The sequence below is a fragment of the Megalodesulfovibrio paquesii genome (genome assembly GCF_054653055.1).
Genome location: NZ_BAAIGQ010000004.1, coordinates 1 through 24,896 on the forward strand (window position 1 = coordinate 1; position 24,896 = coordinate 24,896).

The window sequence follows — 24,896 nt, forward strand, 5'->3', positions numbered from 1 at the left end:
TCCAGCAGCCGCAGCTCCTCGCCGCTGTCCCGGTCAAAGATGAACCACCTGGGGTCGCGTCGTTTATACTCCCGCGGCGTCCAGCGCGGCCCGCGCTCCCAGCAGATTTCCACGGCGGCGAAGCCCTTGCCCAGGGCGTCCAGCAGGTCCATGACCAGCCAGGTCATCTGCGGCGTGGCCACCAATGCCCGCACGGCGTCGGCCAGCTCCTGATCCCGCGGCGCGTCCGAGGCCGCCTCCACCATGCGCGCCAGGCCGGCCACGGCCAGCTTGCGCGTGCCCAGCACGCCGGCATAGTGCCAGATCCCGCTCTTCCATCTCTTCGGCCAGGCCCAAAAACTCCCGGCAATCCCCCTGGCCGGCGTCCATGAGGATGCGCGCCACCCGGTCCGGAGTCAGGCGCGAGGCGATGAGGGCGTCCGGCCAGGGATTGCGCAGGCCCGTGAGCCTGGGCGCGGCCACTTCCCGCGTCAGTTCCGCCGGCCGCACCGGCCGGCCCAGATGATCGTACAGCATAGAGGCTCCTTGCGTGGGGCGCTGCCCCACACCCCGCCGGGGGAAAATGATTTCCCCCCTGTCCTACTGGCCCCCTCAGCGGGGTCCAGGGGGATCATCCCCCTGGCAGGGGGCTTGGGGACGGCGTCCCCCATTCTCCTTGTCAAAATCTACCGCGGCACCAGCCGGCGCCGGCCTTGACCAGGCGGCGCACGGCGTCAAGTGCTTGGTCGCTGGAGGCATGCGCCCCCTGGCGCACGGCTTGGTAGGCGAAGCGTTCGGCTGCGGTGCCGCCGGCATAAAGGGCCAGGGAAGAGCGCCCAGGCCCGGTCGGCGTGGGAATCGGCATCCCCCTGGGAGAGAAACCGCGGCGCGCCCAGGGGCGCCTGGATTTTCTTGAGGGAATGCAAGTCCCGCCGAAGGCCCGTGTCGCCCTGGGGGATGCGCAGCCGGCGGTCCTGAAAGGCTTCCTTGCCCAGGGTGGCCAGGTGCTGCTTGGCCGGCCCGGTAAAGAGCACGCCTTCCACGCGGTACTGGCCGTGGGCGTCCTTGGCGTCTTCCACGGGCTTTTCGCCCATGCCGGTCTGGTCCATGCAGCACCGGACCACGGTGTACTTGTCGAAGGCACGCGGCCAGCAGGGCATCCTGTTCCTTGAAGGTCGCCCGCTGCCGCGTGATGAGCTCGCGCGCCCAGAAGACGTCGCCCACCAGCTCCAGGACCCAGATGACGAACAGGTCCTTGCGCCCGGCCAATGTCCACGCCGATGTAACAGGGGCCGCCCTGGTAGTGGTCCGGCTCCCCGGCCGCGTCATGCTCCACGGAATTGATCAGGTCATAGGACAACCAGGCCGAGGCTTCGTCCAGCCACTTGAGTTCGTATTCTTGCGCCCAGGCGTCCTCGTCATCCAGACCTTCCCGGAGCTCGGCTATGTCCCGCGGCAGCCCGTCGGCCACCGCGCGGTGGATGTCCACCACATGGCGGGACCAGACCCGGCTTTCCCCGGTCATCAACTCATAGAATTTGTTGTCCTTGCCGTTGGGGGTGGAGGTGACGCGCAGCTTCAGACCGGGCTTGGAGATGACAGGGAATAGGGCCTTCCAGATAGCCTTGCTGTCTTGATGAAATCCGAATTCATCAAGGAAGACGTTGGCAGAAAAACCGCGGGCCGTGTTCGGGTTTGCCGGCAGAGCCGTGATGCGGCTGCCTCCGGGAAGCACAACCTCCAGGGCCTTGTAGGTGGCCTCGTCCTTCCATTCGTATTCCAGGGACTCGAAGGCCGCGCCATAGGCCTTGGCGTGAGGTTTGACCCCTTCATCAATAGCCTCCTTCGCCTGGCGCTCCCCGCGGGAGAGAATGACCCAGCGCTCCCGCCAGCCCTGGGACGCCGCTTCCAGGCAATCGTCCACGATCTCCAAGGTTGTCGTGAACGTCTTGCCCGTCTGGCGTGCAAGCATCCCGATCTTGAACCGGCTTTTGTCGCCGATCCATTGGCGTTGATAGGGGTAGAGCTCCAGGGCTGGCATGGATTACCCGGACTATCCGGACAGGCCGTAAACCTGTTCGCGGATCATGGCCAGCACCTCCGGCGAAAGGCCAGCCTTGTTCCCGGCCTGCTGCAGGGCCTCGGCCGCCCGCGTCCGTTCGCGTTCCAGGATGCGCGCCGCCCGCTTCTCGTTCTCGCTGGCCGCCCGCTCCAGTTTTTCCACGGCAATGGCCAGCTTCATGAGCAGGGCCGGCGTGGCCCCGCCTTCCTCTTCGGCCAGCCCCAGGGCGCAGTCAAAGGCCAGGGTCCTCAACACTTCATTGAGGAGGTTACCCACCTCGCCGGCCGGCTGGGAGCCCAGCTTGCCGATCCACATGGCCGCCACCTCGCGGCTTTGCTGCAGGCGTTCCCCCACCACGGCCATGCTCCGGGCATAGCGGTTCACCGCGCTCTTGGAGACGCGCTCGGCATGGCCTTCCTCTTCCAGGATGGCGTTGATGCGCGCCGTGGCCTCCAGCTGCGTCACCCGCGGATCCCGCAGCAGGGCCTGGAGCTGTTCCTTGATGTCCGGCGGCAGGCGGTCGATGGTCGAGGGCTGGGGCATGCTCTTTCCCCTATTCCCCGGGCAGGGGTCGGGCCACGCCCGGTACCTCGGCCAACCCGCGGGAAACGTCCAGGCCGCGGGGCGTCAGGGTGGCCACGGTCACTCCGGACACGCCGCCCACGGTCTCGCGATTGACCAGGCCAGTCTCGGCCAGCCAGGCCAGGGAGCCTTCGACCTGGTCCAGGGTGCTGGGCAAGCCGGCCTCGCAGCAGCAGGCCTGCAGCAGCGGGGCGTTCAGCCGGTAGCCGGGCTCCAGGGCCAGCAGGCGCAGCAGGTCCAAGCGGCGGCGCTGCTCCACAGTGGTGGCATAGGTGCTCATGCGTTGCGCTCCAAGAGGAAGGTATGCATGGTGGTGAGCAACTGGCGATTGGCCCGTGATTCGCCGGCCAGATCGTTCAAGGTGCTGTCAATGCGGTTCATGCGCTCATAGACTTTGGCCAGCTCCGTATGCAGCTGGGTCTGACTGGGCGTGGTACAGCACGTGGTCTCGACCTTGGCCAGGCGCGAGGCATGGTCGTTCAAACGCTCTTCAAGGGTGTCTTCCAGCTCCTTGATACGCTGGTTCGTGACCCGTTCGCGGTTGACCATGTAAATGTAGATGCCCAATGCGCCGGTAAAAAACGTCTGGGCCAAATCAATCCAGAATTTTGCGGTGGCGTAGTCCACGCATGCCTCCGGGGGGCCTGGCCCGCAGGCCGGTTGATGGTCGGTGGATGGTCAGGCATTGGCGGCGGCCCCTAATATGGCCTGTTATGGCCGCTCCGATTCATAGAGTTCCTGGCAGTCCCGGCAGCGGCGGCAGCCGGGCATGGCCTGCCGCCGCGCTGCGGGGATGGGGTCGCCACAATCGGTACAGTCGGGGCACAGCCCGTCAGCGTTGGCCAGCTCCGGCGCGCCCGCCCGACCCGCTTGGGCCAGGGCCTGCGCCAGAAAGGCGGCCTCCGCCCGTTGCGCCTGATCTGCTTCATCCATCTGCGCGTCGCCTGCCGGCCTTACTTCTTGATGGCCTTGGTGGCCACCACGCGGCCAACGACGGCCACAGCCCCGCCTACGGTCGCGGCCAGTCCCGCGCCCACTTCCACCAGCTGGGCCTGGTCTTCCGGGCTGATGGCGTAGCCGACCAGGCCCGCCAGGCCGGCCGCCAGGGCCACCAGCCCGCCCCAGACGGTCTTGGAGCCGAAGAACGTTTTGACGGTGTTCAGATCAGCCATGAGAATGCTCCTTTTTTTGGGGGACGTCGTGTTGTTGGTTACTGATCCCGGCGGCAGCGCCCGTAGGCCTCCGCCAGTTTGGTGTCGTACTTGTTTGCCTTGTAGCCCGGCCCGTTGTAGCGCCTGGCGAATTCGGACCAGTCCAGCCGCTGCAGGGGGGCGACCAGACCCGCGGAACGCAGGTAGGCGCAGAAGGCCTCCAGCTGCCTCGCCTCGCTTTCGCAGTGCGCAGCCACGAAGGCCTGCACGTCAGCGAACCCGCACAGCGGGTGATTGAAGCCCATGATCTGGAACAACCCCCAGGACGCCGCACACAGGGCCGCATCCTTGTGTATCAGGGCGGCGCTGTTCAGCCGCTCCCATTCACCAAGGGAGCCCCGGTACTGCGACCGGTCCCACTTGGGGTACACGAGGTTGGGGTACTTGCCGGCCAGGGGCGCGGGGTCGATATTTCGCGAGACCAGCTGACGCCAGAAGATATGGCCCTCAAACAGCACCCTCGGGCGGCCGTCGGGCAAAAATCCCTTGCCCAAGGATTCCACGGCCAGGACGGCCCGCACCGCGCAGGCTTCCACCCCCAGGGCGGCGGCTGCGGCGGCAATGTCGGCATCGGTCAAGGGAGCGCGCATGTGACCTCCAGGCAGATGAGATGCAGCAATGTGCAGACGCTACCCCTGGCGGGCCAAAAAAAACGGCCTGACAGGTGTCAGGCCGAAGCAGGCGGACATAGATGGGGAATGGGCGCGGAGGCGGGATCAGGGCTGCGGGGAGGCTCCGGGCAGCACGGCCGCAGGGTCCACGCGCCGGCCCTGGCGGTCCGTGGCGCGCACATCCCCGCCGGGCGTCTGTTCCATGCGCCCCAGCGTCCGGCCCTGGCGGTCCCGCAGGATCACGCCGTCCCCCTGGCGGGTGTACGTCCCAGTGGTCCGGCCCTGGCCGTCCACCATGTGGCCGGAGTCCGCGGCCTGGGCGGCCTTGGCGACCTGGGCGGCGGCAGGAAGGATGAGGAGCAAGGAGAGGATCAAGGCGAAGGTGGTACGCATGGCGACTATCCTATGTGGAGTTGGGCGGAAAGGGAAGGCCTCGACGCTTGCAGGCCAGGGCCTTCCCCTATATGCGCTATGCAGCCAGGCTGCCGGGCCGCCGGCACGGCGGCAGGCCCTTGGCCAGGGTCAGCGTTTCTTCCAGGGCCATCACCACGCACTGCAGCCCGTAGGCTTCATCCGGACTCAGGGGCTCCAGCGCCACCCGTTCCGCCATGGCCCCCAGAAAGGCCGCCACGCCGGCAGCCCGTTCCAGGGCATCCTGGCACGTGTCCGTCGGGCGCAGGTAGTTCATGCCGTAGCCTCCATGGAAAGCAGGGCCTGCGCCAACTGCGCCCCAAAGGGCTTTTCCTTCTCTGGCGGATAGTCTATCAGCCCCAGGCTGCGGGCGTCGGCAATGGCCCGCTCCAGCGTCCGCTCGGACACGCCCGTCAAGCGGCGGATTTCCCACCGGGCCAGCCCCAAACGCACATACCGCGCCGCGCGCAAGAGCAGCTGCCGCCGCTCGTCCGGCAGGGCCAGGAGCCGCGCCACCTCCTCCCGGTGCGTGGCCTCCAGGATCCGCGTCACGGCTTCCGCCCGCTCCAGGCGCTGCACCAGGGACTCTTTCACGGCCGCTTCAAGGGCATTGAAGGCGGCAATGTAGCCTTCCTTCCAGCGCATGGCCTCGGGGCCGGTGAACCCCATGACCAACATGGAAAATCCGTCGCGGGTCAGGTAGCACATAGGCAGAGTGCGGCCAATGGGATCGGTGTATGTATTGAACTCAAAATTGAGTCCAACAAATGATTCCGAACACTTGGTAGACAATTCGCGGATGTCGCGCAGAACGTTGCCGTGTTGCTTATCGAAACGCTCGGCAATGCGCAGGGAAGAGATCACAGGCGTGTCGCCGTGAAACTCCAGGTCGCGGGTCACATCAAGGGGGATCAGGTCAGACATGGCAGAGCTCCTTTGATTTTCTCATGAACAAAAAAAGCCGGGTGCTGAGAACCGCCAAAGGTAGCGGCAGGCTTATTTACCCCCGAAAGGGCTCTTGTATTAACCTACACCCGGCAAAACAATCTGGGCTCTTGCCTGCCGTCAGGAAGACGCAGGGCGCAAAAAAACCGCAAGTCTAACGGGTGCGGGTCCGACCTTTGAGGAGTTCTCAGGCTCCGTATGGAAAGAGTTGCACCCGATGCGGGAAAATGTCAAGAGCCATGCATGCTGGCTTGTCAATACCATCAACCGTGTAGCTATCGGAGGAGACATGCTTCCACTTCGCAACTTGGCCGTCTCGCTGGCCTTGTCCCTGGCCTTGGCTATGGGCGCTGCGGCCATGCTCCACGCCGCCGGAGCAACGTACCACGGCAATACTGAATCCGGCATCTTCCATATCCAGGGCTGCAAACACTTCAATTGCAAACGCTGCACAGCCGCCTTTGAATCCCGCGATGCAGCCATTGCTGCAGGATACCGCCCATGCAAGGTCTGCAAGCCATGACGCGGCTGCTCGTTTTCCTGCTGTTGCTTGTGCCGGCCTCTGCCTGGGGCTGGTCCGGCGTCGTCTCGTACATCCCCGATGGTGACACCATCCACGTCATCCTGAACAATGCCACGACGATCAAAGTGCGGTTGTACGGGATCGATTGCCCGGAATCTGCCCAGCCTGGAGGCTTCGAGGCGACGCAATTCGTCCGGGCCAAGGCATACAACGCGGTGGTTGAAGGAGAAACGGTTGATGTGGACCGGTATGGTCGGCAGGTTGCTTTGGTCTCCATCGGCGGAAAAAGCCTCAACGGAGAGATTGTAGAGGCCGGGCACGCCTGGGTTTACACGAAATATTGCACCATCACCGTCTGCAAGCAATGGGACGCGAGCGAGGCTGCCGCCAGAGCAGCCGGCCGCGGCCTTTGGGCAGAGGCCGATCCCACCCCGCCGTGGGAGTGGCGCAGGCGGAACAAGTGAACGAAGCCGGGGCAACCCGGCTTTTTTAACGCGGGGCATCGGCAGGGGCCTCGGCAGCGATCTTTTTGACATACCGGAACGGGCCAAGGACAAAGTGCAACTCCACTGTCGGCTCCCCATCCTCCACCGTCCGCACCGTGGAGGCGCGTAGGGATTCAAGCATCCCGTACATCCCTGCAGACACACCCAGAACAACCCCCAGGGCAAAGACAAGGGCGAGCGACACAACGGCAACGAGGCCGGGCAACAGCAGCGATTTCACTCCCGCACCTCCACTTTTTCCACCGGAAACAGCGCCACGCGCATCGGCCCGCCCGTGGCCACCAGCACATGCTGCCGGCCGGCCTGATCCTGCAGGGGGGCGGAACGGACAATGCCCATCTCGGCCCGTGGCACGCCGGCCAGTTCATAGAATACGGTCACACGGTCGCCGGGGGCGAAGGCGGCCGGCGGGGCTTCCTCTTCCGGTTCCGGCAGGATCCAGGTGCCGAAGACCAGCCCACGCAATGTTGCCACCACCCCGTCTGCAGCATGGTAAAAGGGCTGGCCCTTGACGGACACAAAGCGCCCATTCACCCGCAGGCGGTAGCCGGCTTGCCCGAAAAGCGCGCCGTCAAAAATTTCAATTTTGATGCTTATATTGCCCGGTTTTCTGAGCAAGAGCGTCGCCATGGGCTTGCGTTTTTCGGCCATTATCCATCCAACCTTCTGAAAAAAAATACACTTCCCCGCCGCACTCCATTTTCAGCCGGCCATCCTGGCTGATGGTAGCCACCACGGACTTGCGGCCGGAGCGAAGCCGGAAGACCAGGCCGGCGTCTGTCTCGGCCACGTCTTCAATCAGCAGATCCCGGGCTGCAGCGTGGCCGTACATAAAGACGTAGAGCCGGCCCGAGGGATCAAAGCGCAGCACGTCCTTGGAGCCGGGGGCTGCGCCCTGCCACACCCCATGCAGCCGGGCTGCCTCAAAAGTCATCGAACAGGCTCCCCTGCCGGGGACCGGCATCCCGTGCCCGGGCCAGCACCCGGCGCACCGTGCGTTCGGTCAGGCGCAGGTCCAGGGCCACATCCCGCGGCGAGGCTCCGGCGGCCACGCGCTCCACGATTTCGGCGTCTCGGGCCTTGCGCACGGCCTCGGTGCCCAGGGGCACGTTGCACAGGTAGTCGCCGCCATAGATTGCCGCCAGGCGCTTGGCCTCCGGCCAGCCCATGATCCGGGCGATGGGATGCCCCGGCCCGATGTGCCGCGGGATGTACAGCCGGGCCACTCCGCCGTAAGCCTCCATCAACCGCAGGCAGGCCTCGCCGCCGCCGGGGCCGAGCTCCTCGGCCAGCGCCCGCAGGGAGGCCGGCAGCCAGCGCGTACGGTGTGAGGGGTCGCCCAGCAGGGCAGACGGCCGCGGCATCAGGACTGCCTCCCACCGTGCCGCCGATTGTGCACCGAGAGTGCCGCCACCACCTTGCGCAAATCCTCAGGTGTGGCCCATGCCAGCTTCTCCACGCCGGTCATCTTTTTGAGCAGGCCCTCGGCATACGAGAGGGGCACAAAGCGTCCCTCATCCTGACCCTTGGCGGCCAGCAGGGCTTCGATTTTGCGCAGGAGTGGCCCTGTGCCGCGGCCCGTCTTCACATCCGCCGGCTTTTTGGACGGCTTGAATCCGAGCTGGCGGAACTGGTCCAGCAACAAACCCAGCTGCGCCGGGGTCAGGTCTTTGGCAGACCCGACACCGAACCTGTCCTGGAGCAGGTTGCGGTACACGTCGTCATCCAACCGCAGCTTCTGCTTGGCCACATGCACCATGGCCAGGGCCTTCTTGGTGTCCTGCGGCGTATGGGTGGGGGTTGCGTTGCGTGTGGGTTTCATGCGTCTTTCTCCGTTGGCTGCTCATCAGGGCCTGGCCACCGCGCCATGCCGACGGGAGGAGACCTCCCGTTTCGCTTACGGATTCACCGCCCCCTTCAGCGCTTGCGCCAGATTGAGCTTCACCGTGTTGCTGGCGGCAATCTCCAGCGGCGCGCCGGTCTTGGGATTGCGCCCCATGCGAGCGGCGCGCTGCTGCACTTCCAGCTTGCCCAGGCCCGGCAGGGGCACCCTCTCCCCACGGGCCAGGGTTTCAGTGGCCACCGCGGCCAGGGCGTCCAGCACTTGGCCGATGGCGGTCTTGGTGATATCTCCGGCGAACTTGTCCTTGATGGCGTCGATGAGCTGTGCTTCGGTCATGATGATTTCCTTCTTCTTCTCTTGGGTTATGCGTCACTCAACGTCAGGGGGATGTTGCGATAGCTGCCGTCTTCCTGACGTTCGAGGATCTTGAAGTGCGTTTTGCTGTCCACCACACGCAGGCTGTCCTTGATGGCCTCCATGGCCCGATTCCAGCGGTCATCTTCAAAGGTCAGGCGCAACAGGCTCAAGACCTTGGCCCGCGAGAGCATGCCGTTGCCATCGGCCTGGAAGGCCGCGTCAATGATGGTCTTCACCTGCGGGGACACGCCGGAGGTCCATTCCGTCAGGCAGTCCTGGACCAGGGCCTGCGCCGCCTTGATGCGTTCGTCGAACTCCACCCGCTCCTGAATGACGCGTTCGACTTTGTACCGGCCGTCAAAGGTCGGCAGGCTGACATTGCCTTTGCTACCACCGCGTTTGACGCCGTACTCCTCGAATGCCAGATCCACGAAGGCGGCCACATCGCCGGACACCCTGGCCTTGAAGTCCCGCAGGGCCTGGCGCAATGCCAGGGCATCTGGGATGATGGACCGGACCAGGTCATCGCGGGCCATGTCCAGGGGTTTGATGTTCTTCACGTGCACCAGATTGCCGCGGGCATCCTGGCGAAAATCGGCCATGTCGGTCTGGGGTGTCGCTCCGTAGGCCGCCTGTTCCTCGCTCATGCCGTCACCTCCTCTGCTTCCTTGTTGGCTCTGTCCGTCGTTTCCAGGGCATCCACATGCTTGGCCAGCTGCACCAGCCGTTCCGCAATATCCCTGGACTCGCGCATCAGGTTGGGGTCGCTGCTCCAGCCCTGCAGCCGCTGCACGGCAAAGGCCGTCTCCATGATTTCAATAGCGATTGACATTTCACGCCTCCTTCAACTGCCGTTCACGATGCGCTGCGGACAGGCCTGGCAGGCCCGATGCAGCCGCACGCGGAATCCGGATGTCGCGGCCAGGGGCCGCCGTTGATGTTCCAGACACGTGGCCCCTTCGATTTCCCCCAGCACCGGGCAGTTGACCACGTCCCCGCCGAGCACCCGCCAGACCTTCGCTTCCAGCCCGACCAGGTCGCCAGGGTATTTGCTCCGAAGCGCCGTGCTGACCTGGGCCGGGGAGACGCCCAACTGCTTGGCCACCGCCGCCTGGCTCTCCGCGTCGCAGGCCTTGGCCAGGGTCTCCACCCAGGGCGGCAGCGGGCTCCAGTGCTGCCTCGCCACCTGCAACGCACTCATGGCCGCGCCCCCTTCTGCGCCCCTTGCGGCCAGACCACGGCCTGGAGGTTGGGGTCATAGACCTGCTTCACCTTCTGGATCATCGGCGCCAGCGGCCCATGCTGGCGCACCAGGCGGTACTGGTCGCCCGATCTGGTGACATACCCGGCATGCGCCAGCATTTTCAGATAAGTGTAGGCGACGCTTTCCTTCACGGAGACGGCGGTGGCCAGGTCCACAGCCGTGCACGCCTTCATCATCCGCAACCCGCGCCACATGCGCTGTTGGTCCGTTTCCGGGAACGGCTTGCCTTCTTTGTCCAGATGCGGGGCTTGCGCCGGGCGTTGCGTCAATCGGTACGTCGTCATCGCCCCTATCCCCTGGCCAGGAGTGGCCGTGCACACCCCGGCCAGGCACAGCCGGCGCAGGTATTCCCGGATTTCGCCCTTGCCCCGCAGTACCTTGGCCCCCACGGCCGCCACAGTGATGTCCCTGCCCGCGTCGGCCAACTCCAGCATGGCCGTCCACACCGCGTCATTGCCGGCCAGGGGGTGGCGTTGATCAATAGGTTTCGGAGGCATCACGCAGCCCTCCGCACGGCCGGGGTCTCCCCTTTGAAGAATTCCCGCTTGCCCCAGTGTTGTTCGTCCGCCTGCTCCCAGCCCTCGGTCCGGGCCGCTTCCCGCACCCGTTCCAGATTGACGCAGATGCGCCGCAGCCGCCCGCCGCTGGCCTGGTGCAACCGGGCCAGCAAGCCGGGCGCAATGGCCACATCCGGGCAGTAGTGCCGGGCCAGCAGCTCGCAGTCCTGTACCGTGGCCGGCTGGGCCGGCAGCCAGTCCAGCATCCGGTTGTGGACGCGCTCATGCTGGGCCAGCTTGTCCGGCAGCCGCTCCTCGCCAATCAGGATGATGGGCGCGCCGCTGGCGTCGTGCAGCTCCCGCACCAGCTCGATCATGCCACGGGCCGCCAGATGGTCGGCCTCGTCGATGATCAATGGCGCATTGGCCACGGCCAGGGCTTCGACAACCTTTTCCACCATGTCCCCGATGGTCCCGCGGGGCGCGAGGCCCAGCTCGGTGGCAATGGCCGTGCACAGCTTTTTCTTGGTCCAGGATGACCCCACCTCCACGTACTTGGCCCGCGCCTTGTTGGCCGCGTGGATGGCGCTCCAGGTCTTGCCGTAGCCGCTGTGCCCGTGGAACGTGGCCATGCCCGGCAGGTGCGCCGGCCGGTTGCAGACCCGTTCCACCAGCTCGGCAAAGAGCCGCACGTTTGTCAGGGGCGCAATGCCCGTGCCTGCTGCCGTCATCTCAGGCTCCTTTCTTGGCAGGGCCAACGGTGGCCTGTTTGGCAACACACAGGGGGCGTGAACATTTGTCATAGACACACACACTGCCTAGATCAGTAGGATCAAAAGCCACCTTCACCTCGCCCCCATGCTGCAGGCACAATGCGGGGTGTTCGTAACTCGTGCCATGGATCACGATGCGACCTCGTTGGGGGACTCGTTGCAACACTCTCATCTGTTCCTCCTGTTATCCCAGGGCCACTTCCCCGAACTCTTCATAGAGCCGGGCCTGGCTGAGGTATTCTGGTGTGGTGACGTAATAATCCAGCCACTTGGCTTCATGCGGCGAGAGGGCCTCGCCTCCCGTGCGCCGGGCCTCCAGGGCCTGCGCTTTGAGGAAGCGCTCACGCTTGGGGTTCCCCGCCGGGGCGGGGGCAATGGAGGCAGCCTCCAGGGGGGAGAATCCCCCCTGCCCCCCCTGATCGAGTGGAATGGAGGGGGTTCGGGGGAACTCAGTTCCCCCGAGCACATATCCCTGCATCTCCACCACCTTGGCCTGCGCCCGCTTCAGCTGCGCCTTGCGGCGACCTTCGCGCGCGGCCTCAATGGTCGATTGCGGGAAATACGCCGCGGCGTGGCCGTCCTGCTTGGCAATGGCCAGCAGCTGGCCGTCCAGGTTGCGGACCCAGACCTTGGAAAAGTCGTGCAAATCGTAGGCAACCTGCACTTCCTGCCCGTGCATGGCCTCCAATTCCGGCGCGTAGTACTCCCGGTTGAACAGCGTCACGAGGCACCGCCGGCAGGTCCGGATCAGATGCGGCCGGAACAGCTCGGCGGCCTCTTCGGGCGTCGGGTGGAACAGCTCGCACAGGGGATCGCGGGCCAGCTCGGCCCAGCGTTCGTCCGGGGTCTGGTGACGGAGCTGGCCCGTCTGCGGATCTTGAATCCTGGGCAAGCCACGATGCGGCCGGGCGTTGTAGGCCCGCATCTGCTCGTCCATCCAGGCCAGGTATTGATCCCAGGTCGGATACAGGGGCGAAGTTCCGCGCTCCTTGATCTGCACCAGCGCCAGCTTGTGGATCTTCTTCTCGGCCTCATCATCCATGTCCCAGCCGCAGTAGCCGGGCAGCATCCGCGCGCTGCGGATCCAGTTCTTCTGAAATCCTTCGATCACCCCGCGGGCCTGGGAATTGTAGGGGATGCTGTGCTCAATGCGCACGCCCAGGCGCAGCAACAGCCCGTCGCCTTCGCGGCCAAGCATCTCATTCTTGAAGCCGCAGCCATTGTCCGCATAGAACAGGGCCGGGATGCCCGCCGTCTCCACGCTGTGCCGCAGGGCATCTGCCACCAGCCCGGCGGATTCATGCTCCCAGCTGCTCCAGCCCACGCACTTGCGCGAGGCAAGATCCAATACCGCCACCACCTCGGGCCGGAATGGCTGGCCATGATCCGGGTGCAGCACCTTCATGTCCTGCCGGTGGCCGTCGGACGTGTACACGTCGCCGGGCAAAAGCTCTTTGAAGGTGCGTTTAACGTAGGCTTGCAGATTCCGCAGCGCCCGCGGCCCCATGCGGCCCTTGTTGGCCTGCACCGCGCCCAGACGCTTGATGGTCCGTTCCACCGCGCTGATGGAAGGCAGCGTTAACCCCTGGGTAACGGCCACTTCATAGCACATGGCCAGGGTCGGCTTGCCAGGCCGGCGGTACAGCTTGAGGAACGGCCCCAGCCACGCCGGGGGCGCGTTGTCTGGCAATTTGGTGGGCTTCGGGGCCAGGGCATCCGGCCCCTGCCGGTCCAGCGTGGTGCGCCAGAGCCGCAGCGTCACGGCACTCACAGCCCGCTGTTCGCCCTTGCGGGCATTGGCCACCGCGGCCAACTCCGCCAGCCGGGGGGCCAACGTCCCCGCCGCGGCCATTGCTGCAAATGTGGCTTCAGCCTTGATGATCCCCACCCGCATGGTTTCGGCCAGCCCGCGGACGGCTTCCAGCACGCCCAATCGCGCGTCCCGCACCTCCGCCTGCCAGTCCCGCATGGGGGCCATCAGACAGGCCGGCACCTGCGCAGCTGGCGCGGGTCCGGTCAATGGGGCAGCCTGGTCCAGCACATGCGCAACAGCCCGCTCCCGTACCGCCGCCGGCAACCCCTCCAGCAGATACAGCCGTGCGCCGCGCGTGCCGGTGACGTAGGGCCAATCCTCATAGAGAGCACGTTTCCTCAGTCCCCGCTCGGTTACGCCAAGCGATGAGGCGATTACGCGGGCCGGCAGCGCTTTCACGCAGCCACCCCTACGCCGTCCGGCAGAGCCAGATAACGGCGCGGCACGCCCAGTTCAACCAGCCGCGTCAGCACCCGTTTGTTGTTTTTTCCGCCACGCACCGTGTGGCAGACCAGGCTGCGGGAGCACTCCAGATCCCTGGCGATGTCCGCCATGCTGATCCCTTTACGCACCAGGTACGCCCGGATCGCCCGCCCGTTGCGTGGGCTCTCCACGGAATCAATACGCCGCGCCATGGCCATAGGCCTTTTGCTACCCGTCATGCCTAGTCCTCCAACACAGCCCGCAACCGGGCCTTTTTCTTCTTCAGTTGCCGCTCGGCCTCTTCCAACTCCGCAAGCTGCAGCAGGGCAACCTGCTTCCGGTCGATGACCTTCGCCTCCAATGGAGCCGCCAGCGCCTGCAACGGCTCCAGCGTGTGCAAGGCTCGGCAGAAAGCCACCACCCCGCGCGTTGGCACCGGTCTGTCTGTTTCCATTGGGTTCAGCCATTTCGCCAAAGTCTCGACAGAAAGCCGCCCACCGCGCCCAGCCGAGAGTGTGAGCCCATGCTCCCCGGCTACCCCGTTCATCCGATCAACCACCTGATCCATACTCAGCCCCGTGGATTCATAAGCTCGCCGCATGGCCGCCTTGATCATTGGATCAACGTCCAACGATGCGGCGAAAAGAGACAGTGGGCGCGTCCGATGGGGCATTGTCCGTCCAATATCCGGGTTTTTCCGGGCGTTGTTTCCGGCCTGAACTGGTGTTATCCAGACTGGGGGCATGGTCTACATGGCGACCTTGCGAGACTTCTTCTAAACCGATTTTTCGGGTGTTGCAACCGAAAAATTGAGCAATGATCACCTGTTTTTTGAGTGATGCCATCAACACACTTTAACCATTGGATAAAAATGCAAAAAAATCATCCCAAAATGCCTGAGGAGGGAGGTAAAAATAAAGGTTTCGGCGAACGCTTGCGCAAGCTTAGGGACTCGAAAAGCCTTACACAGCGCGATGTTGCACAGGCGCTCGGAGTCGCGACCTCTTCACTGCAGCGCTATGAGGATGGTTGGCTACCGAAAGGCGACGCCATAATCAGTCTCGCCCGATTTTTCGGTTGTTCAACCGACTTTCTACTTCTCGGCCAAATAGACGCCGCGCCGCAGTTAGCATCCGAAAGCGGCATGATCTACATTAAGAAAGTCAACGCACGGCTGTCGGCTGGTAATGGCAGCTTGGAAACATCTGGAGATGTCCACGGGTGGTTCGCCTTCCGCGAAGAGTGGGTTATTGCGAGAGGTCGCCCATCTAGCATGGTGCTTATGGATGTTTATGGTGACTCTATGGAGCCTGACATTCATGGCGGCGACATGGTACTAATAGATGAAAGCAAAAAGGAACTAATTGCAGGCGCGATTTATGCGATTGCAATTGACCATGAAATACTAATTAAATGCATTGACAAGCTTCCAGGCAAGCTTGTGCTTAGGAGCAAAAATCCGTCATACGATCCTATCGAAATAGACCTTTCACTCGAAGGGCAATACATTCACATTATAGGGCGCGTCTTATGGTGGTGTAGAGAGGCAAGATAGGTATGCCAAACGTGTCATTGTATACATTGGCAGTATAGAATTATGGGTGAAATCTAGTTCCGAGTCGGACTCGGAACTAGATTGTCAAAACAACATCAACTTACTGATTTAAAATATGATTTTTTCTCAGTGTAAGTGTGCAGTTGGTTCCGGGTCAGCCAATCAACCGCGCGGGGGTCCTGATGTCGAAAGCTTGCAGCATCAAATAGTTACGTGAAAGCCGGTGATAAAAGCAGACGCGGCAAGACCTGGCCAGCAGGCCGCAAACCCCCAAAACTGATAAAAGCGCCCCAGCGGCTTTCAGACCCGCCAGGACGCTCCTAACAACGCGTTTTCCTTCCCACTATATCCCCTCAAATCCCACCATGTCCCGCCTCACTGCCTGATAAAAGCAGCCGCTGCCCTGCATGGGCGCCTCAACTCTCGAATCTGGCCTTCTTCGCCTGACTTTGCAGGATTTCTCCTGTGAAGGCTGGCTATTAGCGGCGGCCTTCTTTCCGGCCTGTGAAGGCTGGCTATTAGCGGCGGCCTTCTTTCCGGGTGGTTGCGCCGCCTGCTTCCCTTGCTGGCCGCCTTTGGAGGTCTCTTTTTGTGCTCCATGGTGCGCTTTTTTCGCCTGGGCTGGCGGTGCCGTGGGAGCTTTTGGAAGGCATTTTTTGTTTTTTTGGGGGTGTTTTTGGGGGGATTTTCGTGTGTCCGCCCGTGTGTCCGCCTGGATGTCCGCTTTTGTGTCCGCTCGCCTTGTTTTCCCTTCCGGCCCCTTTGGGGAGGCCGGGAGGCCCACACTACAACTGTAGTGTGCGGCCAGGCCGGCTTGCATGGGGTTGTCGCTGACGCCTTCGAGGTGGGAATAGCGATCCGTCATGCGCAAGGTCTTGTGTCCAATCATCTCTTTGGCATGCTTGAGGGTGCCGCCGGCCATGAGGATGTTGGAGCAGAAGGTATGCCGGTTGTCGTGAAAGTGGAAATCCTCCAGGCCCAGCGCCGCGCAGGTTTGTTTCCAGGCCTGCTTGAAATCGCCCATGCGGCTGCCGTCCAGGTGGCTCACCACATAGTCGCCTTTGACTGCAATGCGCCGGCTACGGCGGCGTTCCTGCAGGAAGGCCCAGCGTTGCAACAGCGCTTCCCGCGTCCGGGGCATGAGGCGTTGCACTCGCGTCACATTGGTCTTGGTGCGATGCAGGCGGATGATGCCTGTTTCGCCGTCGTCAAAGTCGATGTCCCGCCATTGCAGGTCTAGCAGCTCCTGGCGGCTGGCGCCGTGCTCCACGGCCAGGAGGATGACCAGGGGCAAGTAATGCCTTGCCCTGCCCTGTCCCGCCACGGCAAGAAGCTCTTCCAGCTGGGCCGGACGCATGTATTTCTTGCGCTCGTGCGCTGTTTCGCTCAGGTAGCGGATGCCGGCCACTTCATCCTTATTGATACTTCCGCTTTCCAGGGCCTTGGCAAAGACGCTCTTGAGGATGAACAACTGTCGGTTGGCGTACACCTTGGAGCTTTCTGCAGCCACATCGGCGCGATAGTTCAAGATGTGCTCGCGGTCGATGGTGGCCATCAACAGCGCCCCGAAGTGCTTGCGCAGGGGGCGCAGGAAGTTCTCATAGCCGGCGATGGTGGCCGGGCGCAGGCTGCCTTCCTTGCCTCGGCGGGTCCATTCGGCCTGGCACAGGTCTGCCACATCATTGAAGGTCTGGCCCGCCCGGCGCTTGCGGTCGCGCCGGGCTTCGGGCATTTCACCGGCATCCAGGAGGATGCGCAGCTTGTTGGCTTCCTGCTGGGCCATGTCCCGGCGGCGGAAGGTGGCATGGTGCCGCTTCTGGCCGATTTCCGGGTCAACATACTGAACTACATAACTTTTACCGTTCTCGCGCGAACGCGCCGCGATGGTGACTGTCGCCATGACGTCCTCCGCAGAGCATTCGCCCGTCACTCGCCTCTGTGGTTGTCAAGGAACGCGCGCAGGTCCACCCGCCGGACCAGCTTGCGGGAGCGTATCAGAACGCAGGGCAGCTCGCCAGAGCGGATCAGGCGCGAGACGGTGGCACGATGCACGCGCAGGATGGCGGCAGTTTCGTCGATGGTCAGGAGGGTAAGGGCGTCGCTCATGCCTGGCCCTCCCCTTGCGCACCTTCCGGCTTGGCAGAATCGAAGCCCAGGCGGGCGCGTTGGGCTTCGGCGTCCTGCAACTTGGCCTTGAGCCGGGCCTTGCGGGCGTGCTTTCTGGCCACGTCCTCTTGCACTTCGGCGTCGGTCTTGCCCAGGGCCTGCAGGGCCTCGTCAGCCATCTGCGGATAGGCCTCGCGCGTGGACGGGAGGTCTGCGCCGCCGTCCTGCTCCAGGGCAATGAGGCTGGAGCACAGGCCGGTGACCTGGCGGCGCAGGCGGGTCTTGTCGTTCTCAATGGCCTTGGCCCTGATGAGGGGTTCGCCCTCGCAGATTCCCAGGAAAGAGCCCTGGACGACCTTCCACCAGGGCTGCGTTTTCTGCTGCGTGTGGTGCTCGTGGGGGTTGATTTGGAATTTGAGCCAGCGTTGCGTGCAATAGGCCCAGAGATGCGGCAGGGCGTTCCAGAAGTCATCCAGGGTCTTGCAGCCCAGCTCGCGAAGCACAGGCCGCCGGAGCTGAAATTCCACGCGGATGATGTGGCAGTCATCCGGGACCGATTCCAGCCCCCACAAGTCATAAAACCAGGTCTTGCCCGACTGCTCAACGATTTCCCTCGCCTTGTCATAGAGGCGGGCTGACAGGTCACCGCCACGGCCAATGCTGAAGCCGGTGATGGTGCGCGAGCGGCGATGGATGCAATCGCCCTGGGCGCGGGTGACGGCACCGCCAAGGAGGCGGCTGTTCCAACGGTCCTTGGGAAACAGGAGGTCCATGCAGAGATCGGCGCGACTGGGCTTGACCGCCAACACCTTCGCGCCATTGTGCTGCAGGGCGTCCTGCAGGCGTTGCACCGCAGTGACAGGCCCCAGACGCCAGAGCAATTCAGACCGGTATTCCACCACAAGGCTTGGCCGGCTGGTTGGCGTGGCCCGGTCCATGATCAGCAGGCTGTAGTCCTGGCCTTGCAGAATCCAGGTATAGCCCTTTTTGCCATGCGGCTGCAGCATGAAGGAAATGACATAGCCGCCAGGCCCTTCAAGGCAAATGGGCTGCTCCATCTTGGTTTGCTTCGCCACCTCCATGCAGGCGCGGAGGCGTTCCAGAAGTTCAGGATGCACCCAGTAGAGATAGTACCCGACTACAAGCGTATCTACCCCAGACAAAAGACAAAAACCCTTGCGCATAGACTCCGCCTCTCACGTTAGCGGGGTGGCTGATAGACGTATGCCACCCCGCGGATTGCCGAGCCGACCCACCAACGGGCCGATGTCCCCGGCAACTACGGAGAGAGGAGGGAAACCGCCTGGACAGATTTTTCAATTCATTTTGTCCAGCACGCAACTTTCTGTTTCAACATGATATTCAGCTTGGATTTACGTAGAACGCCCAAAACTCTTTTTCACGCTGGATGGCCTTTGCAAAGGCTTCTGGTGACAGGTCGGCCAAATCAGGATCAACCGGGCCTTGCTTGGCGTCCATTGCATAGGCGTCAAACAGGGCCATAATCTCAGGAGCTGTGAGGGGCGGATACGGACTGCAGGTGCTTAAGCCTTGTGACATGAACGCGAGGAAACCGCCGAGACGCTTTTTAATCAACTCCCGCGTGAATTTCTTTTTCGGCGGCATGGTGGCCCATGACACTGCGGCTTTGTGCTTATCAGGTGCAGTCTGTCTCAGACGATGCATTTTCTTTGAGATTACTGGATCATGTATCGTTGAAGGATCAAGTTGAAAGAGCAACTGCATAGAATCAAGGTCGCCAAGCCGGGCTTTGCGTAATAGTTGTGAAGGAAATACACCATACAAAAGCACGCAGACAAGCCAAACGTTCGCGATAAAGTATGTCGGAGCCGTCACCGCATTATATGAAGATAAGCTCTTGTCTTGTAGTTTCTGCATTGTATCGATCAAATCTTTTCGTTGCTCTTCAAGCATCATATCGATATCGATTGCAGTACTTTTGACTAATCCACGTTTATGAATCTCTTTAGCAAGCCATATAATGAATTTTTGCTTTAATTGTTTGAAGAATCCAGGCTTGATACGTCTCTTTGCCAAGTATGCTTGTTTCCGAAGATGCATGCCGTAGTCTAACATCCCGACCAAAGCAGCATCTGCTGTTCCACCTTTTCGAATTTCGTCTCGAAGGTGGCGCATTAATGCCTTGCTGGAACGGTAGAACTCTAACCATTGCTGCAAAGAAACATCCTCAGGGCGTCCAACTTGCTGGCCTTCCTTTGCCCGCTCAAGTATCATGCACAATGGCTCGACAGCACTGAGCATTTCCAGGGCTTTAAGTGTGAGGAAAGGTGATTTCCCAGTGGCCCAGGCATCTAGAGAATCCAAACGGTATTGAGTATTCATCAGTTACTGAAATCAAAAATCATTCTCAAAATCAAGTATAAATATTGTCTTCTCCAGCGTCCTGTTCGCCGTGTTGCTGGCAACGGTGCCATGAGCGCGGGAACCTGCAAGGGAAAAATCCCGGCGTATCAGGGAGATGTTCGAGACAATGAAATAATGTGGCTTCGGATACGTCCAGGCGATGATTTTTCCCTTGCAGAACCCCGCTTACTCATGGCGTAATGGGGCCAGCGACGGCGACGGAGGCGCGACCCTTCCCGCTCCGGCTCGGGAGGCGGGAGGGGGGCTGGCAGCCAACGCCGATCCCGGCACCTCGCCTCGCGCAGGCCGTGGCCTCCCGGCCCCGCCCCGCGCTCGCTCGTCGCTGCGTGCCCTCGCTCCTCGCTCGCTTGGGGCGCGGGCGGTCGTTTACGTCAATGCCTAGCGCCTCAATTCTTCGCTAGCATAAAATGAGCGACGAAGAAACGAAACTCTTTGAAGTCCGAGTGAAGGTGATTGTTGGCCTTTGCATTATTTTTTAGGCGGAACATCATAAAGCTGTGTTGTTACGACTATTTCTTTTCCAGGATCCGACAACTTAACCAGTATGTAGCGAGAGTCCCCATCAGGGTTGTTACACTCAGTTTTTCTATGCTCAGGCAGTGACTCCATAACCTCATGCATTTTGGCCCTTACTGCGCTTGAGTCTTTAGTTTGATTGAAAATCATAAGTGCACATTTTGAATCCCGCCATGTCAAATACCCAAGAAGCTGTTTTATTGCATCGCTAAATGCCTTTTGCCCTTTCCAAAACTTACACTCAGCAATAAATACATTTTTGCTAGCTTCACGTATCAATATATCTGTCTTACCAGAGGCATTAAATGTCTCTCCAGTAGCCCCACCCTCGTAATGGCCATTTAATTGTATTAGAAAATGATCGCGGATTTGCTCTTCGTCTAACAACGCAAAAGATGTTGGACTACGCTCAATAACCAGCGACATATTACGCAATATTCCCAGAATATGTTGGTATTCTTTTTCTTCAAGAACTGGCTCCGGCATGTATTTTTCTGCTGAAACCTCTGGTCTTTTTATTGGCGTAGGCTTTCGCTTAGTCGGTATGGCAAATGTAGGCGGCGTGTGCAATCTATTAATTGGAATACCTAAAGCGGCAACGGCTCCTAATGATGATTGAGCAAGCTCTTTTTTTCTCTTTAGTGCCTGCCTAATTATATTTGGCGAAGAATTATTGTGATTATCTACATCATTCTTGAGTCTGCCCACCGCTTTAGATAATGACTGAATATTACTATCTATCAGCGAACTCAGTTGGCTTGGGTTAGCCGAATCATCTGGAAAGCAGACCCTAAACACTAATTCAGACTTATCAATTTTTATCTCTGGATATCCACTCAAACTATAGGAGGAAGCTCTTACGTCCCACAAACTAGGATCACCTTCAAAAGGAACGGCTATGTCAATAGCTGTTCCTTGAACTACAGCCCGCTCACCAGGAAAGATCACTCTTCTAAAGTCATTGCTGACATCCATCTGAGTGCCAGATCGATTCTTGAGATAAAGGCCATCTAAATGGAGTACTAACGGCTCAAGTCTCACTTTATCTATGAAGTATGCTTCGAGTTCCGCCGCAGAAGCTTTTATGACATACTCGTTATCCAGTGTTGATATTTCATTTTTAACGACAGACAAATGATGCTGAAATGCAGTTGAAGAATCTACCTTATTAAATGGCTTCATTGATACACCTTAAATGTTTTTGAAGACTAGGAAACGAAATTGCCAAATTATATTGACGGTGAGTAGTTTTCCCTGTATATTTATGCGCCAAATTTTACTTCACGGTTTCTTACTGGTGCAAGTCTCTAGCACCGGACGAGTATCCGCGATGAGGTAGTGGCATATAATGCCAGTTCGCATGACACTGCACGCCTGATATTTTTTGGGTATCTTGGGTTTGCTTAGAAGTAAACCAAAATTTCCCTCGTGTCCGCTATGTGTCCGCTCTCATATTTCACCCCTGCGCAACCTACTGAAATCATGCGCAGCGCAGCACGGCATGCACAAAGCGAATGTGCGGCGAGGTGACGGGGGAATGCTCGGAATGTCAGATGGTTAAGCGTTATTTTTTTGTTTGTTTTGGGGTGAATGGCATTCAAGAGGTCGTGGGTTCGATTCCCTCCAGCTCCACCAAATTTCTTGCGAATTGACATGGTTATCCTTCAAGATGACCGGGCCTTTTCTTTTCGGGGGGGGGAGTACCATGCCTAATTGCCCCCTTGCGTGATGAGACAAATATTGCACTGGTTGTTGAGAAAGAAATCATGTCCATCTGTCGTGAAACGCAGCCCCATTGAGCTGAAACTTTCGCAAGTATTATTAGAGGGTGGAAAACGCCAGAGCCAAGGATTGTCATAAATATCATGGACTGCCCGATGGTATTGCCCATCTGACCTGCCGGCCTTCTTCGGACCACTGATTACTCGAGAGTGGCGCTCCGATTTTGGCCCTTCGCGGCCGTTTCCCTGTAGGCCGCCGGGGTCATGTTGCCCAGACTGGAGCGGGGGCGCACGGTGTTGTAGTGCCGCCGCCACCCCTCAATGACTGCCTTGGCCTCAGCCCGGCTGCGAACCCACTCCATGGACTGGCATTCATCGCGAAACTTGCCGTTGAAGCTCTCGGCTGTGCCATTTTGCCACGGCGGCTCCGGCCATTCTCTGGGCCTGACCCGAGGAGGTGTTGGAACCGTTGATGATGCCGGCGCAGATGTCGGGGAGGGTCCAGACCAGGGCCAGGGACACGATGGCCACGCCGATTCAAGTGGATGATACGTTTGTCCTCTCATGCACCGAAATCGAGACCTCTGCACAACACCACCCGAACGACTCTTCGCCGAGGAAATGGCCCTCTCGGCCTCTGATTTTGGTCTAATCTGTCATCGTTTTCATCATTTTTCCCTCATTTTCATCATTCCTTCCAAATTTTGGACGCACCAGCCCCTCAAGTGCCCATCAACCGCACGGCTTTCTTCAAATTGAAGGCCATTCCCACCAGATACAGCTCGGCGCAGACCTTTTTCAGGCCCAGATAGCGCGCCCGGGCCAGGCCGTAGCCGCGTTTCCAGGTCCCGAACACCCGCTCCACGCCGCAGCGCACGCTGCTGATGAGCCGGTTGCGCAATCGTTCATAGGCCGTGAGCGGCGCGTGGCGGGTGGCCTTGTCCATGGTGGCGTCCTTGAGGCCGCGGGCCAGCAGCGCGTCGCGGTTGGCGCCGCTGGAATACCCCTTGTCGCCATAGACATAGGTCCCTGGAATAACATGGATTTCATCGAGCAGCGTTTCGAACTCGCGCATGTCTGACCGGTTGGCCGAGGTGGCGTGGCCGCCGAGGAAGAAGCCGTCGCGAGCATCGGTGGCGGCGTGGATTTTGTAGCCGTAATGACAGCGACGCCCCTTCTTGAGCCAGGCCGCGTCGGCATCGTCTGAAAAGCTGACCTTGACCGAACAGTCTGATTTCGCAGGGGATGCAGGTTGCTGTTCGGCCTCCTCCGCGCGATCCTCGGGCAGGATGTCGATGATTTTGCGCGGGCGGCGGGCAGATTCGACCACCGAGGCGTCGACCACGGTCCCCTCACGCACGAGCAGGCCCTTGGCTTCGAGCTGCTCGTTGAGGCGATCCAGAAGCTTATCGAGAATATTCAACTTGATCAGGCCGTTGCGAAATCGGCAGATGGTGGTTTCGTCGGGGACGTCACCCTCGAAGGACAGACCAACGAAGCGGATGAAGGAGAGGCGGTCGTAGAGGGCCTGCTCGGTGGCCGGGTCGCTGAGATTGTACCACCGTTGCAGGAGCAGAATCTTGAACATGGCCAGGGCCGGGTAGGCGGGGTTGCCCACGGCGTCGGCCTTGCGGGTAAGTTTCTTGTTCAAAAACGAACGGATAGGCCGCCAGTCGATGAGGGCGTCAATGTCGTCCAGGAAGGTGCGCTTGGTCTTGCGCCGGGCCATGAAGTAATCGCCAAGCAACGGGGCCTTGGGGCTGCGCTCTGCCATGTTATCCTCCTTGGGGTGAAGGAAGAATAGCAGATATCATGCTGGATTTGAAGAGAAAATATGCGGTGGCCGTGCAGAGGTCTCAAAACATCAACGCGACGGCAATGACTGTTAACCCTGAAGTTGCTGCGAAATAACGTGACAAGCTTGATGTTGATATTTCGACATTGCGTAAAAAACGCCTGAGGCTGAATAAAAAAAATACCAGCAAATATAGCGTATATAGCATGCTCCGCGGAGCCGGCACCGGCACCGCTTCCATTTAATTCTCTATATGTAGCAGATACTATAAAAACCAATGTTATGACACCCCAGTACAAGGATCCTATAAAACAAACCAACCTTCCACTGTTCATGCTTGCCTCCGTTGGTTGTGAGTATTGTGGCTCTCCCGGAGCCTATCCCCAAAAAATACATAGACAACAAAAACTCTTACGGTGCAATCGTGCATGAGCCGACACAACATATCCGATGACCTGTGGCAACGTCTCGCACCATTGGTCTGCCTGCCCCGCAAAGACCCGCGGGGCAGGCCCTCAAAAGACGCCCGCCTCATATTCAACGGCGTCTAGTAGATTATGCGCACCGGCACCCCCTGGTGCGAACTGCCCACAAAATTTAACCCGCGGCAGACCGCGTATGAGCACTCAAATCCTGGACCAAGCCACCGCCTTGGCAGGGTACCCTTGCTTCGCTTGCCCAGGATGCCGTCCTTGAATCCATCCTGTTTGATGGCTCCTAGGCCCGTGACGATCAGCATGCCGCCGGGAGCAACAAGCGGGGGGAGCGAAGCCCAGACCATCGGTCGCAGCCGTGGCAGCCAGACTCCCAAAACCCATACCTCAGTGGACGCATTGGGCAACCCCGTGCGGCTACTCCTCGTAGGTGGCAACACGCATAACAGCGTCCCGGCGCTTGAATTGATCCATGCCTTGAAAGCAACGCATCATTATGGCGAGTAAGCTCATGATTGTATTACGTTGATTGACTCCATTGAACAGCGCGGTGCGGTCGAGTG

General features: G+C 60.6%; 36 protein-coding genes, 1 other RNA gene and 2 pseudogenes. 3 read left to right on the top strand and 36 right to left on the bottom strand.

Annotated features, from left to right (window positions below; all coding sequences use genetic code 11):
* From ACYQ00_RS02640 to ACYQ00_RS02695, 12 genes and pseudogenes are all read right to left on the bottom strand, one after another.
* Window positions 1-287 (bottom strand): phage portal protein family protein (locus ACYQ00_RS02640; RefSeq protein ID WP_460030665.1); only part of this gene is annotated, 287 nt, incomplete at its 3' end.
* 426 nt (window positions 288-713) lie between these two features.
* Window positions 714-1,139 carry a phage terminase large subunit family protein gene (locus ACYQ00_RS02645; protein ID WP_460031311.1) on the bottom strand — a complete coding sequence of 142 codons (426 nt, stop codon included), beginning with the start codon at window positions 1,137-1,139 and terminating at the stop codon, window positions 714-716.
* 191 nt (window positions 1,140-1,330) lie between these two features.
* Window positions 1,331-2,020, bottom strand: a pseudogene (locus ACYQ00_RS02650) (terminase large subunit domain-containing protein); the annotation flags it as partial.
* A gap of 12 nt (window positions 2,021-2,032) precedes the next feature.
* The gene (locus ACYQ00_RS02655) at window positions 2,033-2,584 is read right to left on the bottom strand and encodes a DUF3486 family protein (RefSeq protein WP_460030666.1); all 552 of its coding nucleotides are present in this window, start codon (window positions 2,582-2,584) and stop codon (window positions 2,033-2,035) included.
* Between the two features lie 10 nt (window positions 2,585-2,594).
* Complete coding sequence (locus tag ACYQ00_RS02660) at window positions 2,595-2,903, bottom strand: VpaChn25_0724 family phage protein (RefSeq protein WP_460030667.1); 309 nt, start codon at window positions 2,901-2,903, stop codon at window positions 2,595-2,597.
* Complete coding sequence (locus tag ACYQ00_RS02665; protein ID WP_460030180.1) at window positions 2,900-3,250, bottom strand: DUF2730 family protein; 351 nt, start codon at window positions 3,248-3,250, stop codon at window positions 2,900-2,902. Before ACYQ00_RS02665 ends, ACYQ00_RS02660 begins: the two co-directional genes overlap by 4 nt.
* An 84-nt stretch (window positions 3,251-3,334) precedes the next feature.
* Entirely contained in the window at window positions 3,335-3,556 is a 222-nt protein-coding gene (locus ACYQ00_RS02670; RefSeq protein ID WP_460030181.1) for a TraR/DksA C4-type zinc finger protein, read from the bottom strand.
* Between the two features lie 20 nt (window positions 3,557-3,576).
* On the bottom strand, window positions 3,577-3,795 hold the full coding sequence (locus ACYQ00_RS02675) for a hypothetical protein (RefSeq protein WP_460030182.1): 219 nt from the start codon (window positions 3,793-3,795) through the stop codon (window positions 3,577-3,579).
* Window positions 3,796-3,833: 38 nt separating this feature from the next.
* Window positions 3,834-4,424 (bottom strand): N-acetylmuramidase family protein, encoded by a 591-nt coding sequence (locus tag ACYQ00_RS02680; protein WP_460030668.1) that lies wholly within the window; start codon window positions 4,422-4,424, stop codon window positions 3,834-3,836.
* A 126-nt stretch (window positions 4,425-4,550) separates the two neighbouring features.
* Window positions 4,551-4,838: a hypothetical protein gene (locus ACYQ00_RS02685; protein WP_460030185.1), complete on the bottom strand. Its 288-nt coding sequence runs from the start codon at window positions 4,836-4,838 to the stop codon at window positions 4,551-4,553.
* 76 nt (window positions 4,839-4,914) lie between these two features.
* Window positions 4,915-5,133, bottom strand: a complete 219-nt coding sequence (locus ACYQ00_RS02690; RefSeq protein ID WP_460030186.1) for a hypothetical protein — start codon at window positions 5,131-5,133, stop codon at window positions 4,915-4,917.
* The gene (locus tag ACYQ00_RS02695) at window positions 5,130-5,780 is read right to left on the bottom strand and encodes a Rha family transcriptional regulator (RefSeq protein ID WP_460030187.1); all 651 of its coding nucleotides are present in this window, start codon (window positions 5,778-5,780) and stop codon (window positions 5,130-5,132) included. The genes ACYQ00_RS02690 and ACYQ00_RS02695 overlap by 4 nt, the downstream gene beginning before the upstream one ends.
* A 310-nt stretch (window positions 5,781-6,090) precedes the next feature.
* On the opposite strand from ACYQ00_RS02695, the gene ACYQ00_RS02700 reads away from it, so the two are divergent.
* Window positions 6,091-6,324, top strand: coding sequence for an Ada metal-binding domain-containing protein (locus ACYQ00_RS02700; protein ID WP_460030188.1), 234 nt, complete (start codon window positions 6,091-6,093; stop codon window positions 6,322-6,324).
* A complete protein-coding gene (locus ACYQ00_RS02705; protein WP_460030189.1) occupies window positions 6,303-6,788 on the top strand; it encodes a thermonuclease family protein in 486 nt (161 codons plus the stop codon). Before ACYQ00_RS02700 ends, ACYQ00_RS02705 begins: the two co-directional genes overlap by 22 nt.
* A 25-nt stretch (window positions 6,789-6,813) precedes the next feature.
* Here ACYQ00_RS02705 and ACYQ00_RS02710 read toward each other — a convergent pair whose 3' ends face one another.
* The 17 genes from ACYQ00_RS02710 to ACYQ00_RS02790 all read right to left on the bottom strand — a co-directional run bounded on the left by ACYQ00_RS02710 (window position 6,814) and on the right by ACYQ00_RS02790 (window position 14,645).
* Window positions 6,814-6,951 carry a hypothetical protein gene (locus ACYQ00_RS02710; RefSeq protein ID WP_460030190.1) on the bottom strand — a complete coding sequence of 46 codons (138 nt, stop codon included), beginning with the start codon at window positions 6,949-6,951 and terminating at the stop codon, window positions 6,814-6,816.
* Between the two features lie 95 nt (window positions 6,952-7,046).
* On the bottom strand, window positions 7,047-7,460 hold the full coding sequence (locus ACYQ00_RS02715) for a hypothetical protein (protein ID WP_460030191.1): 414 nt from the start codon (window positions 7,458-7,460) through the stop codon (window positions 7,047-7,049).
* A complete protein-coding gene (locus tag ACYQ00_RS02720) occupies window positions 7,411-7,764 on the bottom strand; it encodes a hypothetical protein (RefSeq protein ID WP_460030192.1) in 354 nt (117 codons plus the stop codon). The genes ACYQ00_RS02715 and ACYQ00_RS02720 overlap by 50 nt, the downstream gene beginning before the upstream one ends.
* Complete coding sequence (locus tag ACYQ00_RS02725; protein WP_460030193.1) at window positions 7,754-8,194, bottom strand: helix-turn-helix domain-containing protein; 441 nt, start codon at window positions 8,192-8,194, stop codon at window positions 7,754-7,756. The genes ACYQ00_RS02720 and ACYQ00_RS02725 overlap by 11 nt, the downstream gene beginning before the upstream one ends.
* Window positions 8,194-8,652 (bottom strand): gp16 family protein, encoded by a 459-nt coding sequence (locus tag ACYQ00_RS02730; RefSeq protein WP_460030194.1) that lies wholly within the window; start codon window positions 8,650-8,652, stop codon window positions 8,194-8,196. The genes ACYQ00_RS02725 and ACYQ00_RS02730 overlap by 1 nt, the downstream gene beginning before the upstream one ends.
* 11 nt (window positions 8,653-8,663) lie before the next feature.
* Window positions 8,664-8,729: hammerhead ribozyme type II (locus ACYQ00_RS02735), an RNA gene on the bottom strand.
* Entirely contained in the window at window positions 8,728-9,009 is a 282-nt protein-coding gene (locus ACYQ00_RS02740; protein ID WP_460030195.1) for an HU family DNA-binding protein, read from the bottom strand. Before ACYQ00_RS02740 ends, ACYQ00_RS02735 begins: the two co-directional genes overlap by 2 nt.
* 26 nt (window positions 9,010-9,035) lie before the next feature.
* The gene (locus ACYQ00_RS02745; protein WP_460030196.1) at window positions 9,036-9,677 is read right to left on the bottom strand and encodes a DUF3164 family protein; all 642 of its coding nucleotides are present in this window, start codon (window positions 9,675-9,677) and stop codon (window positions 9,036-9,038) included.
* Window positions 9,674-9,862 carry a hypothetical protein gene (locus ACYQ00_RS02750; RefSeq protein WP_460030197.1) on the bottom strand — a complete coding sequence of 63 codons (189 nt, stop codon included), beginning with the start codon at window positions 9,860-9,862 and terminating at the stop codon, window positions 9,674-9,676. Before ACYQ00_RS02750 ends, ACYQ00_RS02745 begins: the two co-directional genes overlap by 4 nt.
* A gap of 12 nt (window positions 9,863-9,874) precedes the next feature.
* Window positions 9,875-10,231: a hypothetical protein gene (locus tag ACYQ00_RS02755; RefSeq protein ID WP_460030198.1), complete on the bottom strand. Its 357-nt coding sequence runs from the start codon at window positions 10,229-10,231 to the stop codon at window positions 9,875-9,877.
* Window positions 10,228-10,791 carry a hypothetical protein gene (locus ACYQ00_RS02760; protein WP_460030199.1) on the bottom strand — a complete coding sequence of 188 codons (564 nt, stop codon included), beginning with the start codon at window positions 10,789-10,791 and terminating at the stop codon, window positions 10,228-10,230. The genes ACYQ00_RS02755 and ACYQ00_RS02760 overlap by 4 nt, the downstream gene beginning before the upstream one ends.
* Window positions 10,791-11,522, bottom strand: a complete 732-nt coding sequence (locus ACYQ00_RS02765) for an AAA family ATPase (RefSeq protein ID WP_460030200.1) — start codon at window positions 11,520-11,522, stop codon at window positions 10,791-10,793. The genes ACYQ00_RS02760 and ACYQ00_RS02765 overlap by 1 nt, the downstream gene beginning before the upstream one ends.
* 1 nt (window position 11,523) lies before the next feature.
* Window positions 11,524-11,736, bottom strand: coding sequence for a Mu transposase C-terminal domain-containing protein (locus ACYQ00_RS02770; RefSeq protein WP_460030201.1), 213 nt, complete (start codon window positions 11,734-11,736; stop codon window positions 11,524-11,526).
* Window positions 11,737-11,748: 12 nt separating this feature from the next.
* A complete protein-coding gene (locus ACYQ00_RS02775) occupies window positions 11,749-13,776 on the bottom strand; it encodes a Mu transposase C-terminal domain-containing protein (protein WP_460030202.1) in 2,028 nt (675 codons plus the stop codon).
* A complete protein-coding gene (locus ACYQ00_RS02780; RefSeq protein WP_460030203.1) occupies window positions 13,773-14,012 on the bottom strand; it encodes a helix-turn-helix domain-containing protein in 240 nt (79 codons plus the stop codon). Before ACYQ00_RS02780 ends, ACYQ00_RS02775 begins: the two co-directional genes overlap by 4 nt.
* A 29-nt stretch (window positions 14,013-14,041) precedes the next feature.
* Entirely contained in the window at window positions 14,042-14,368 is a 327-nt protein-coding gene (locus ACYQ00_RS02785; RefSeq protein WP_460030204.1) for a hypothetical protein, read from the bottom strand.
* 52 nt (window positions 14,369-14,420) lie between these two features.
* Window positions 14,421-14,645 (bottom strand): hypothetical protein, encoded by a 225-nt coding sequence (locus ACYQ00_RS02790; RefSeq protein ID WP_460030205.1) that lies wholly within the window; start codon window positions 14,643-14,645, stop codon window positions 14,421-14,423.
* Here ACYQ00_RS02790 and ACYQ00_RS02795 point away from each other — a divergent pair.
* The gene (locus ACYQ00_RS02795) at window positions 14,639-15,355 is read left to right on the top strand and encodes an XRE family transcriptional regulator (protein WP_460030206.1); all 717 of its coding nucleotides are present in this window, start codon (window positions 14,639-14,641) and stop codon (window positions 15,353-15,355) included. The two genes, ACYQ00_RS02790 and ACYQ00_RS02795, sit on opposite strands and share 7 nt — an antisense overlap.
* Window positions 15,356-15,698: 343 nt before the next feature.
* Here ACYQ00_RS02795 and ACYQ00_RS02800 read toward each other — a convergent pair whose 3' ends face one another.
* The 7 genes and pseudogenes from ACYQ00_RS02800 to ACYQ00_RS02830 all read right to left on the bottom strand — a co-directional run bounded on the left by ACYQ00_RS02800 (window position 15,699) and on the right by ACYQ00_RS02830 (window position 23,878).
* Complete coding sequence (locus ACYQ00_RS02800) at window positions 15,699-17,255, bottom strand: tyrosine-type recombinase/integrase (RefSeq protein ID WP_460030669.1); 1,557 nt, start codon at window positions 17,253-17,255, stop codon at window positions 15,699-15,701.
* A gap of 26 nt (window positions 17,256-17,281) precedes the next feature.
* A complete protein-coding gene (locus ACYQ00_RS02805) occupies window positions 17,282-17,461 on the bottom strand; it encodes a helix-turn-helix domain-containing protein (protein WP_460030670.1) in 180 nt (59 codons plus the stop codon).
* Window positions 17,458-18,519, bottom strand: a complete 1,062-nt coding sequence (locus tag ACYQ00_RS02810) for a hypothetical protein (protein WP_460030671.1) — start codon at window positions 18,517-18,519, stop codon at window positions 17,458-17,460. The genes ACYQ00_RS02805 and ACYQ00_RS02810 overlap by 4 nt, the downstream gene beginning before the upstream one ends.
* A 304-nt stretch (window positions 18,520-18,823) precedes the next feature.
* Window positions 18,824-19,825, bottom strand: a complete 1,002-nt coding sequence (locus ACYQ00_RS02815; RefSeq protein ID WP_460030672.1) for a hypothetical protein — start codon at window positions 19,823-19,825, stop codon at window positions 18,824-18,826.
* A 510-nt stretch (window positions 19,826-20,335) separates the two neighbouring features.
* On the bottom strand, window positions 20,336-21,565 hold the full coding sequence (locus ACYQ00_RS02820) for a hypothetical protein (protein WP_460030673.1): 1,230 nt from the start codon (window positions 21,563-21,565) through the stop codon (window positions 20,336-20,338).
* A gap of 739 nt (window positions 21,566-22,304) precedes the next feature.
* Window positions 22,305-22,535 (bottom strand): annotated as a pseudogene (locus ACYQ00_RS02825) (integrase core domain-containing protein); the annotation flags it as partial.
* A gap of 290 nt (window positions 22,536-22,825) precedes the next feature.
* The gene (locus ACYQ00_RS02830) at window positions 22,826-23,878 is read right to left on the bottom strand and encodes an IS5 family transposase (RefSeq protein ID WP_460030289.1); all 1,053 of its coding nucleotides are present in this window, start codon (window positions 23,876-23,878) and stop codon (window positions 22,826-22,828) included.
* Window positions 23,879-24,896 lie beyond the last annotated feature (1,018 nt).

What these genes read in the sequence shown, in the direction of transcription:
- ACYQ00_RS02645 (WP_460031311.1), bottom strand. Translation starts at nt 1,139, where the DNA reads ATGCCCTGCTGGCCGCGTGCCTTCGACAAGTACACCGTGGTCCGGTGC.
- ACYQ00_RS02655 (WP_460030666.1), bottom strand. Translation starts at nt 2,584, where the DNA reads ATGCCCCAGCCCTCGACCATCGACCGCCTGCCGCCGGACATCAAGGAA.
- ACYQ00_RS02660 (WP_460030667.1), bottom strand. Translation starts at nt 2,903, where the DNA reads ATGAGCACCTATGCCACCACTGTGGAGCAGCGCCGCCGCTTGGACCTG.
- ACYQ00_RS02670 (WP_460030181.1), bottom strand. Translation starts at nt 3,556, where the DNA reads ATGGATGAAGCAGATCAGGCGCAACGGGCGGAGGCCGCCTTTCTGGCG.
- ACYQ00_RS02675 (WP_460030182.1), bottom strand. Translation starts at nt 3,795, where the DNA reads ATGGCTGATCTGAACACCGTCAAAACGTTCTTCGGCTCCAAGACCGTC.
- ACYQ00_RS02680 (WP_460030668.1), bottom strand. Translation starts at nt 4,424, where the DNA reads ATGCGCGCTCCCTTGACCGATGCCGACATTGCCGCCGCAGCCGCCGCC.
- ACYQ00_RS02685 (WP_460030185.1), bottom strand. Translation starts at nt 4,838, where the DNA reads ATGCGTACCACCTTCGCCTTGATCCTCTCCTTGCTCCTCATCCTTCCT.
- ACYQ00_RS02690 (WP_460030186.1), bottom strand. Translation starts at nt 5,133, where the DNA reads ATGAACTACCTGCGCCCGACGGACACGTGCCAGGATGCCCTGGAACGG.
- ACYQ00_RS02695 (WP_460030187.1), bottom strand. Translation starts at nt 5,780, where the DNA reads ATGTCTGACCTGATCCCCCTTGATGTGACCCGCGACCTGGAGTTTCAC.
- ACYQ00_RS02700 (WP_460030188.1), top strand. Translation starts at nt 6,091, where the DNA reads ATGCTTCCACTTCGCAACTTGGCCGTCTCGCTGGCCTTGTCCCTGGCC.
- ACYQ00_RS02705 (WP_460030189.1), top strand. Translation starts at nt 6,303, where the DNA reads ATGCAAGGTCTGCAAGCCATGACGCGGCTGCTCGTTTTCCTGCTGTTG.
- ACYQ00_RS02710 (WP_460030190.1), bottom strand. Translation starts at nt 6,951, where the DNA reads ATGCTTGAATCCCTACGCGCCTCCACGGTGCGGACGGTGGAGGATGGG.
- ACYQ00_RS02715 (WP_460030191.1), bottom strand. Translation starts at nt 7,460, where the DNA reads ATGGCGACGCTCTTGCTCAGAAAACCGGGCAATATAAGCATCAAAATT.
- ACYQ00_RS02720 (WP_460030192.1), bottom strand. Translation starts at nt 7,764, where the DNA reads ATGACTTTTGAGGCAGCCCGGCTGCATGGGGTGTGGCAGGGCGCAGCC.
- ACYQ00_RS02725 (WP_460030193.1), bottom strand. Translation starts at nt 8,194, where the DNA reads ATGCCGCGGCCGTCTGCCCTGCTGGGCGACCCCTCACACCGTACGCGC.
- ACYQ00_RS02730 (WP_460030194.1), bottom strand. Translation starts at nt 8,652, where the DNA reads ATGAAACCCACACGCAACGCAACCCCCACCCATACGCCGCAGGACACC.
- ACYQ00_RS02740 (WP_460030195.1), bottom strand. Translation starts at nt 9,009, where the DNA reads ATGACCGAAGCACAGCTCATCGACGCCATCAAGGACAAGTTCGCCGGA.
- ACYQ00_RS02745 (WP_460030196.1), bottom strand. Translation starts at nt 9,677, where the DNA reads ATGAGCGAGGAACAGGCGGCCTACGGAGCGACACCCCAGACCGACATG.
- ACYQ00_RS02750 (WP_460030197.1), bottom strand. Translation starts at nt 9,862, where the DNA reads ATGTCAATCGCTATTGAAATCATGGAGACGGCCTTTGCCGTGCAGCGG.
- ACYQ00_RS02755 (WP_460030198.1), bottom strand. Translation starts at nt 10,231, where the DNA reads ATGAGTGCGTTGCAGGTGGCGAGGCAGCACTGGAGCCCGCTGCCGCCC.
- ACYQ00_RS02760 (WP_460030199.1), bottom strand. Translation starts at nt 10,791, where the DNA reads ATGCCTCCGAAACCTATTGATCAACGCCACCCCCTGGCCGGCAATGAC.
- ACYQ00_RS02765 (WP_460030200.1), bottom strand. Translation starts at nt 11,522, where the DNA reads ATGACGGCAGCAGGCACGGGCATTGCGCCCCTGACAAACGTGCGGCTC.
- ACYQ00_RS02770 (WP_460030201.1), bottom strand. Translation starts at nt 11,736, where the DNA reads ATGAGAGTGTTGCAACGAGTCCCCCAACGAGGTCGCATCGTGATCCAT.
- ACYQ00_RS02780 (WP_460030203.1), bottom strand. Translation starts at nt 14,012, where the DNA reads ATGGCGCGGCGTATTGATTCCGTGGAGAGCCCACGCAACGGGCGGGCG.
- ACYQ00_RS02785 (WP_460030204.1), bottom strand. Translation starts at nt 14,368, where the DNA reads ATGGATCAGGTGGTTGATCGGATGAACGGGGTAGCCGGGGAGCATGGG.
- ACYQ00_RS02795 (WP_460030206.1), top strand. Translation starts at nt 14,639, where the DNA reads ATGCCATCAACACACTTTAACCATTGGATAAAAATGCAAAAAAATCAT.
- ACYQ00_RS02790 (WP_460030205.1), bottom strand. Translation starts at nt 14,645, where the DNA reads ATGGCATCACTCAAAAAACAGGTGATCATTGCTCAATTTTTCGGTTGC.
- ACYQ00_RS02800 (WP_460030669.1), bottom strand. Translation starts at nt 17,255, where the DNA reads ATGGCGACAGTCACCATCGCGGCGCGTTCGCGCGAGAACGGTAAAAGT.
- ACYQ00_RS02805 (WP_460030670.1), bottom strand. Translation starts at nt 17,461, where the DNA reads ATGAGCGACGCCCTTACCCTCCTGACCATCGACGAAACTGCCGCCATC.
- ACYQ00_RS02810 (WP_460030671.1), bottom strand. Translation starts at nt 18,519, where the DNA reads ATGGAGCAGCCCATTTGCCTTGAAGGGCCTGGCGGCTATGTCATTTCC.
- ACYQ00_RS02815 (WP_460030672.1), bottom strand. Translation starts at nt 19,825, where the DNA reads ATGAATACTCAATACCGTTTGGATTCTCTAGATGCCTGGGCCACTGGG.
- ACYQ00_RS02820 (WP_460030673.1), bottom strand. Translation starts at nt 21,565, where the DNA reads ATGAAGCCATTTAATAAGGTAGATTCTTCAACTGCATTTCAGCATCAT.
- ACYQ00_RS02830 (WP_460030289.1), bottom strand. Translation starts at nt 23,878, where the DNA reads ATGGCAGAGCGCAGCCCCAAGGCCCCGTTGCTTGGCGATTACTTCATG.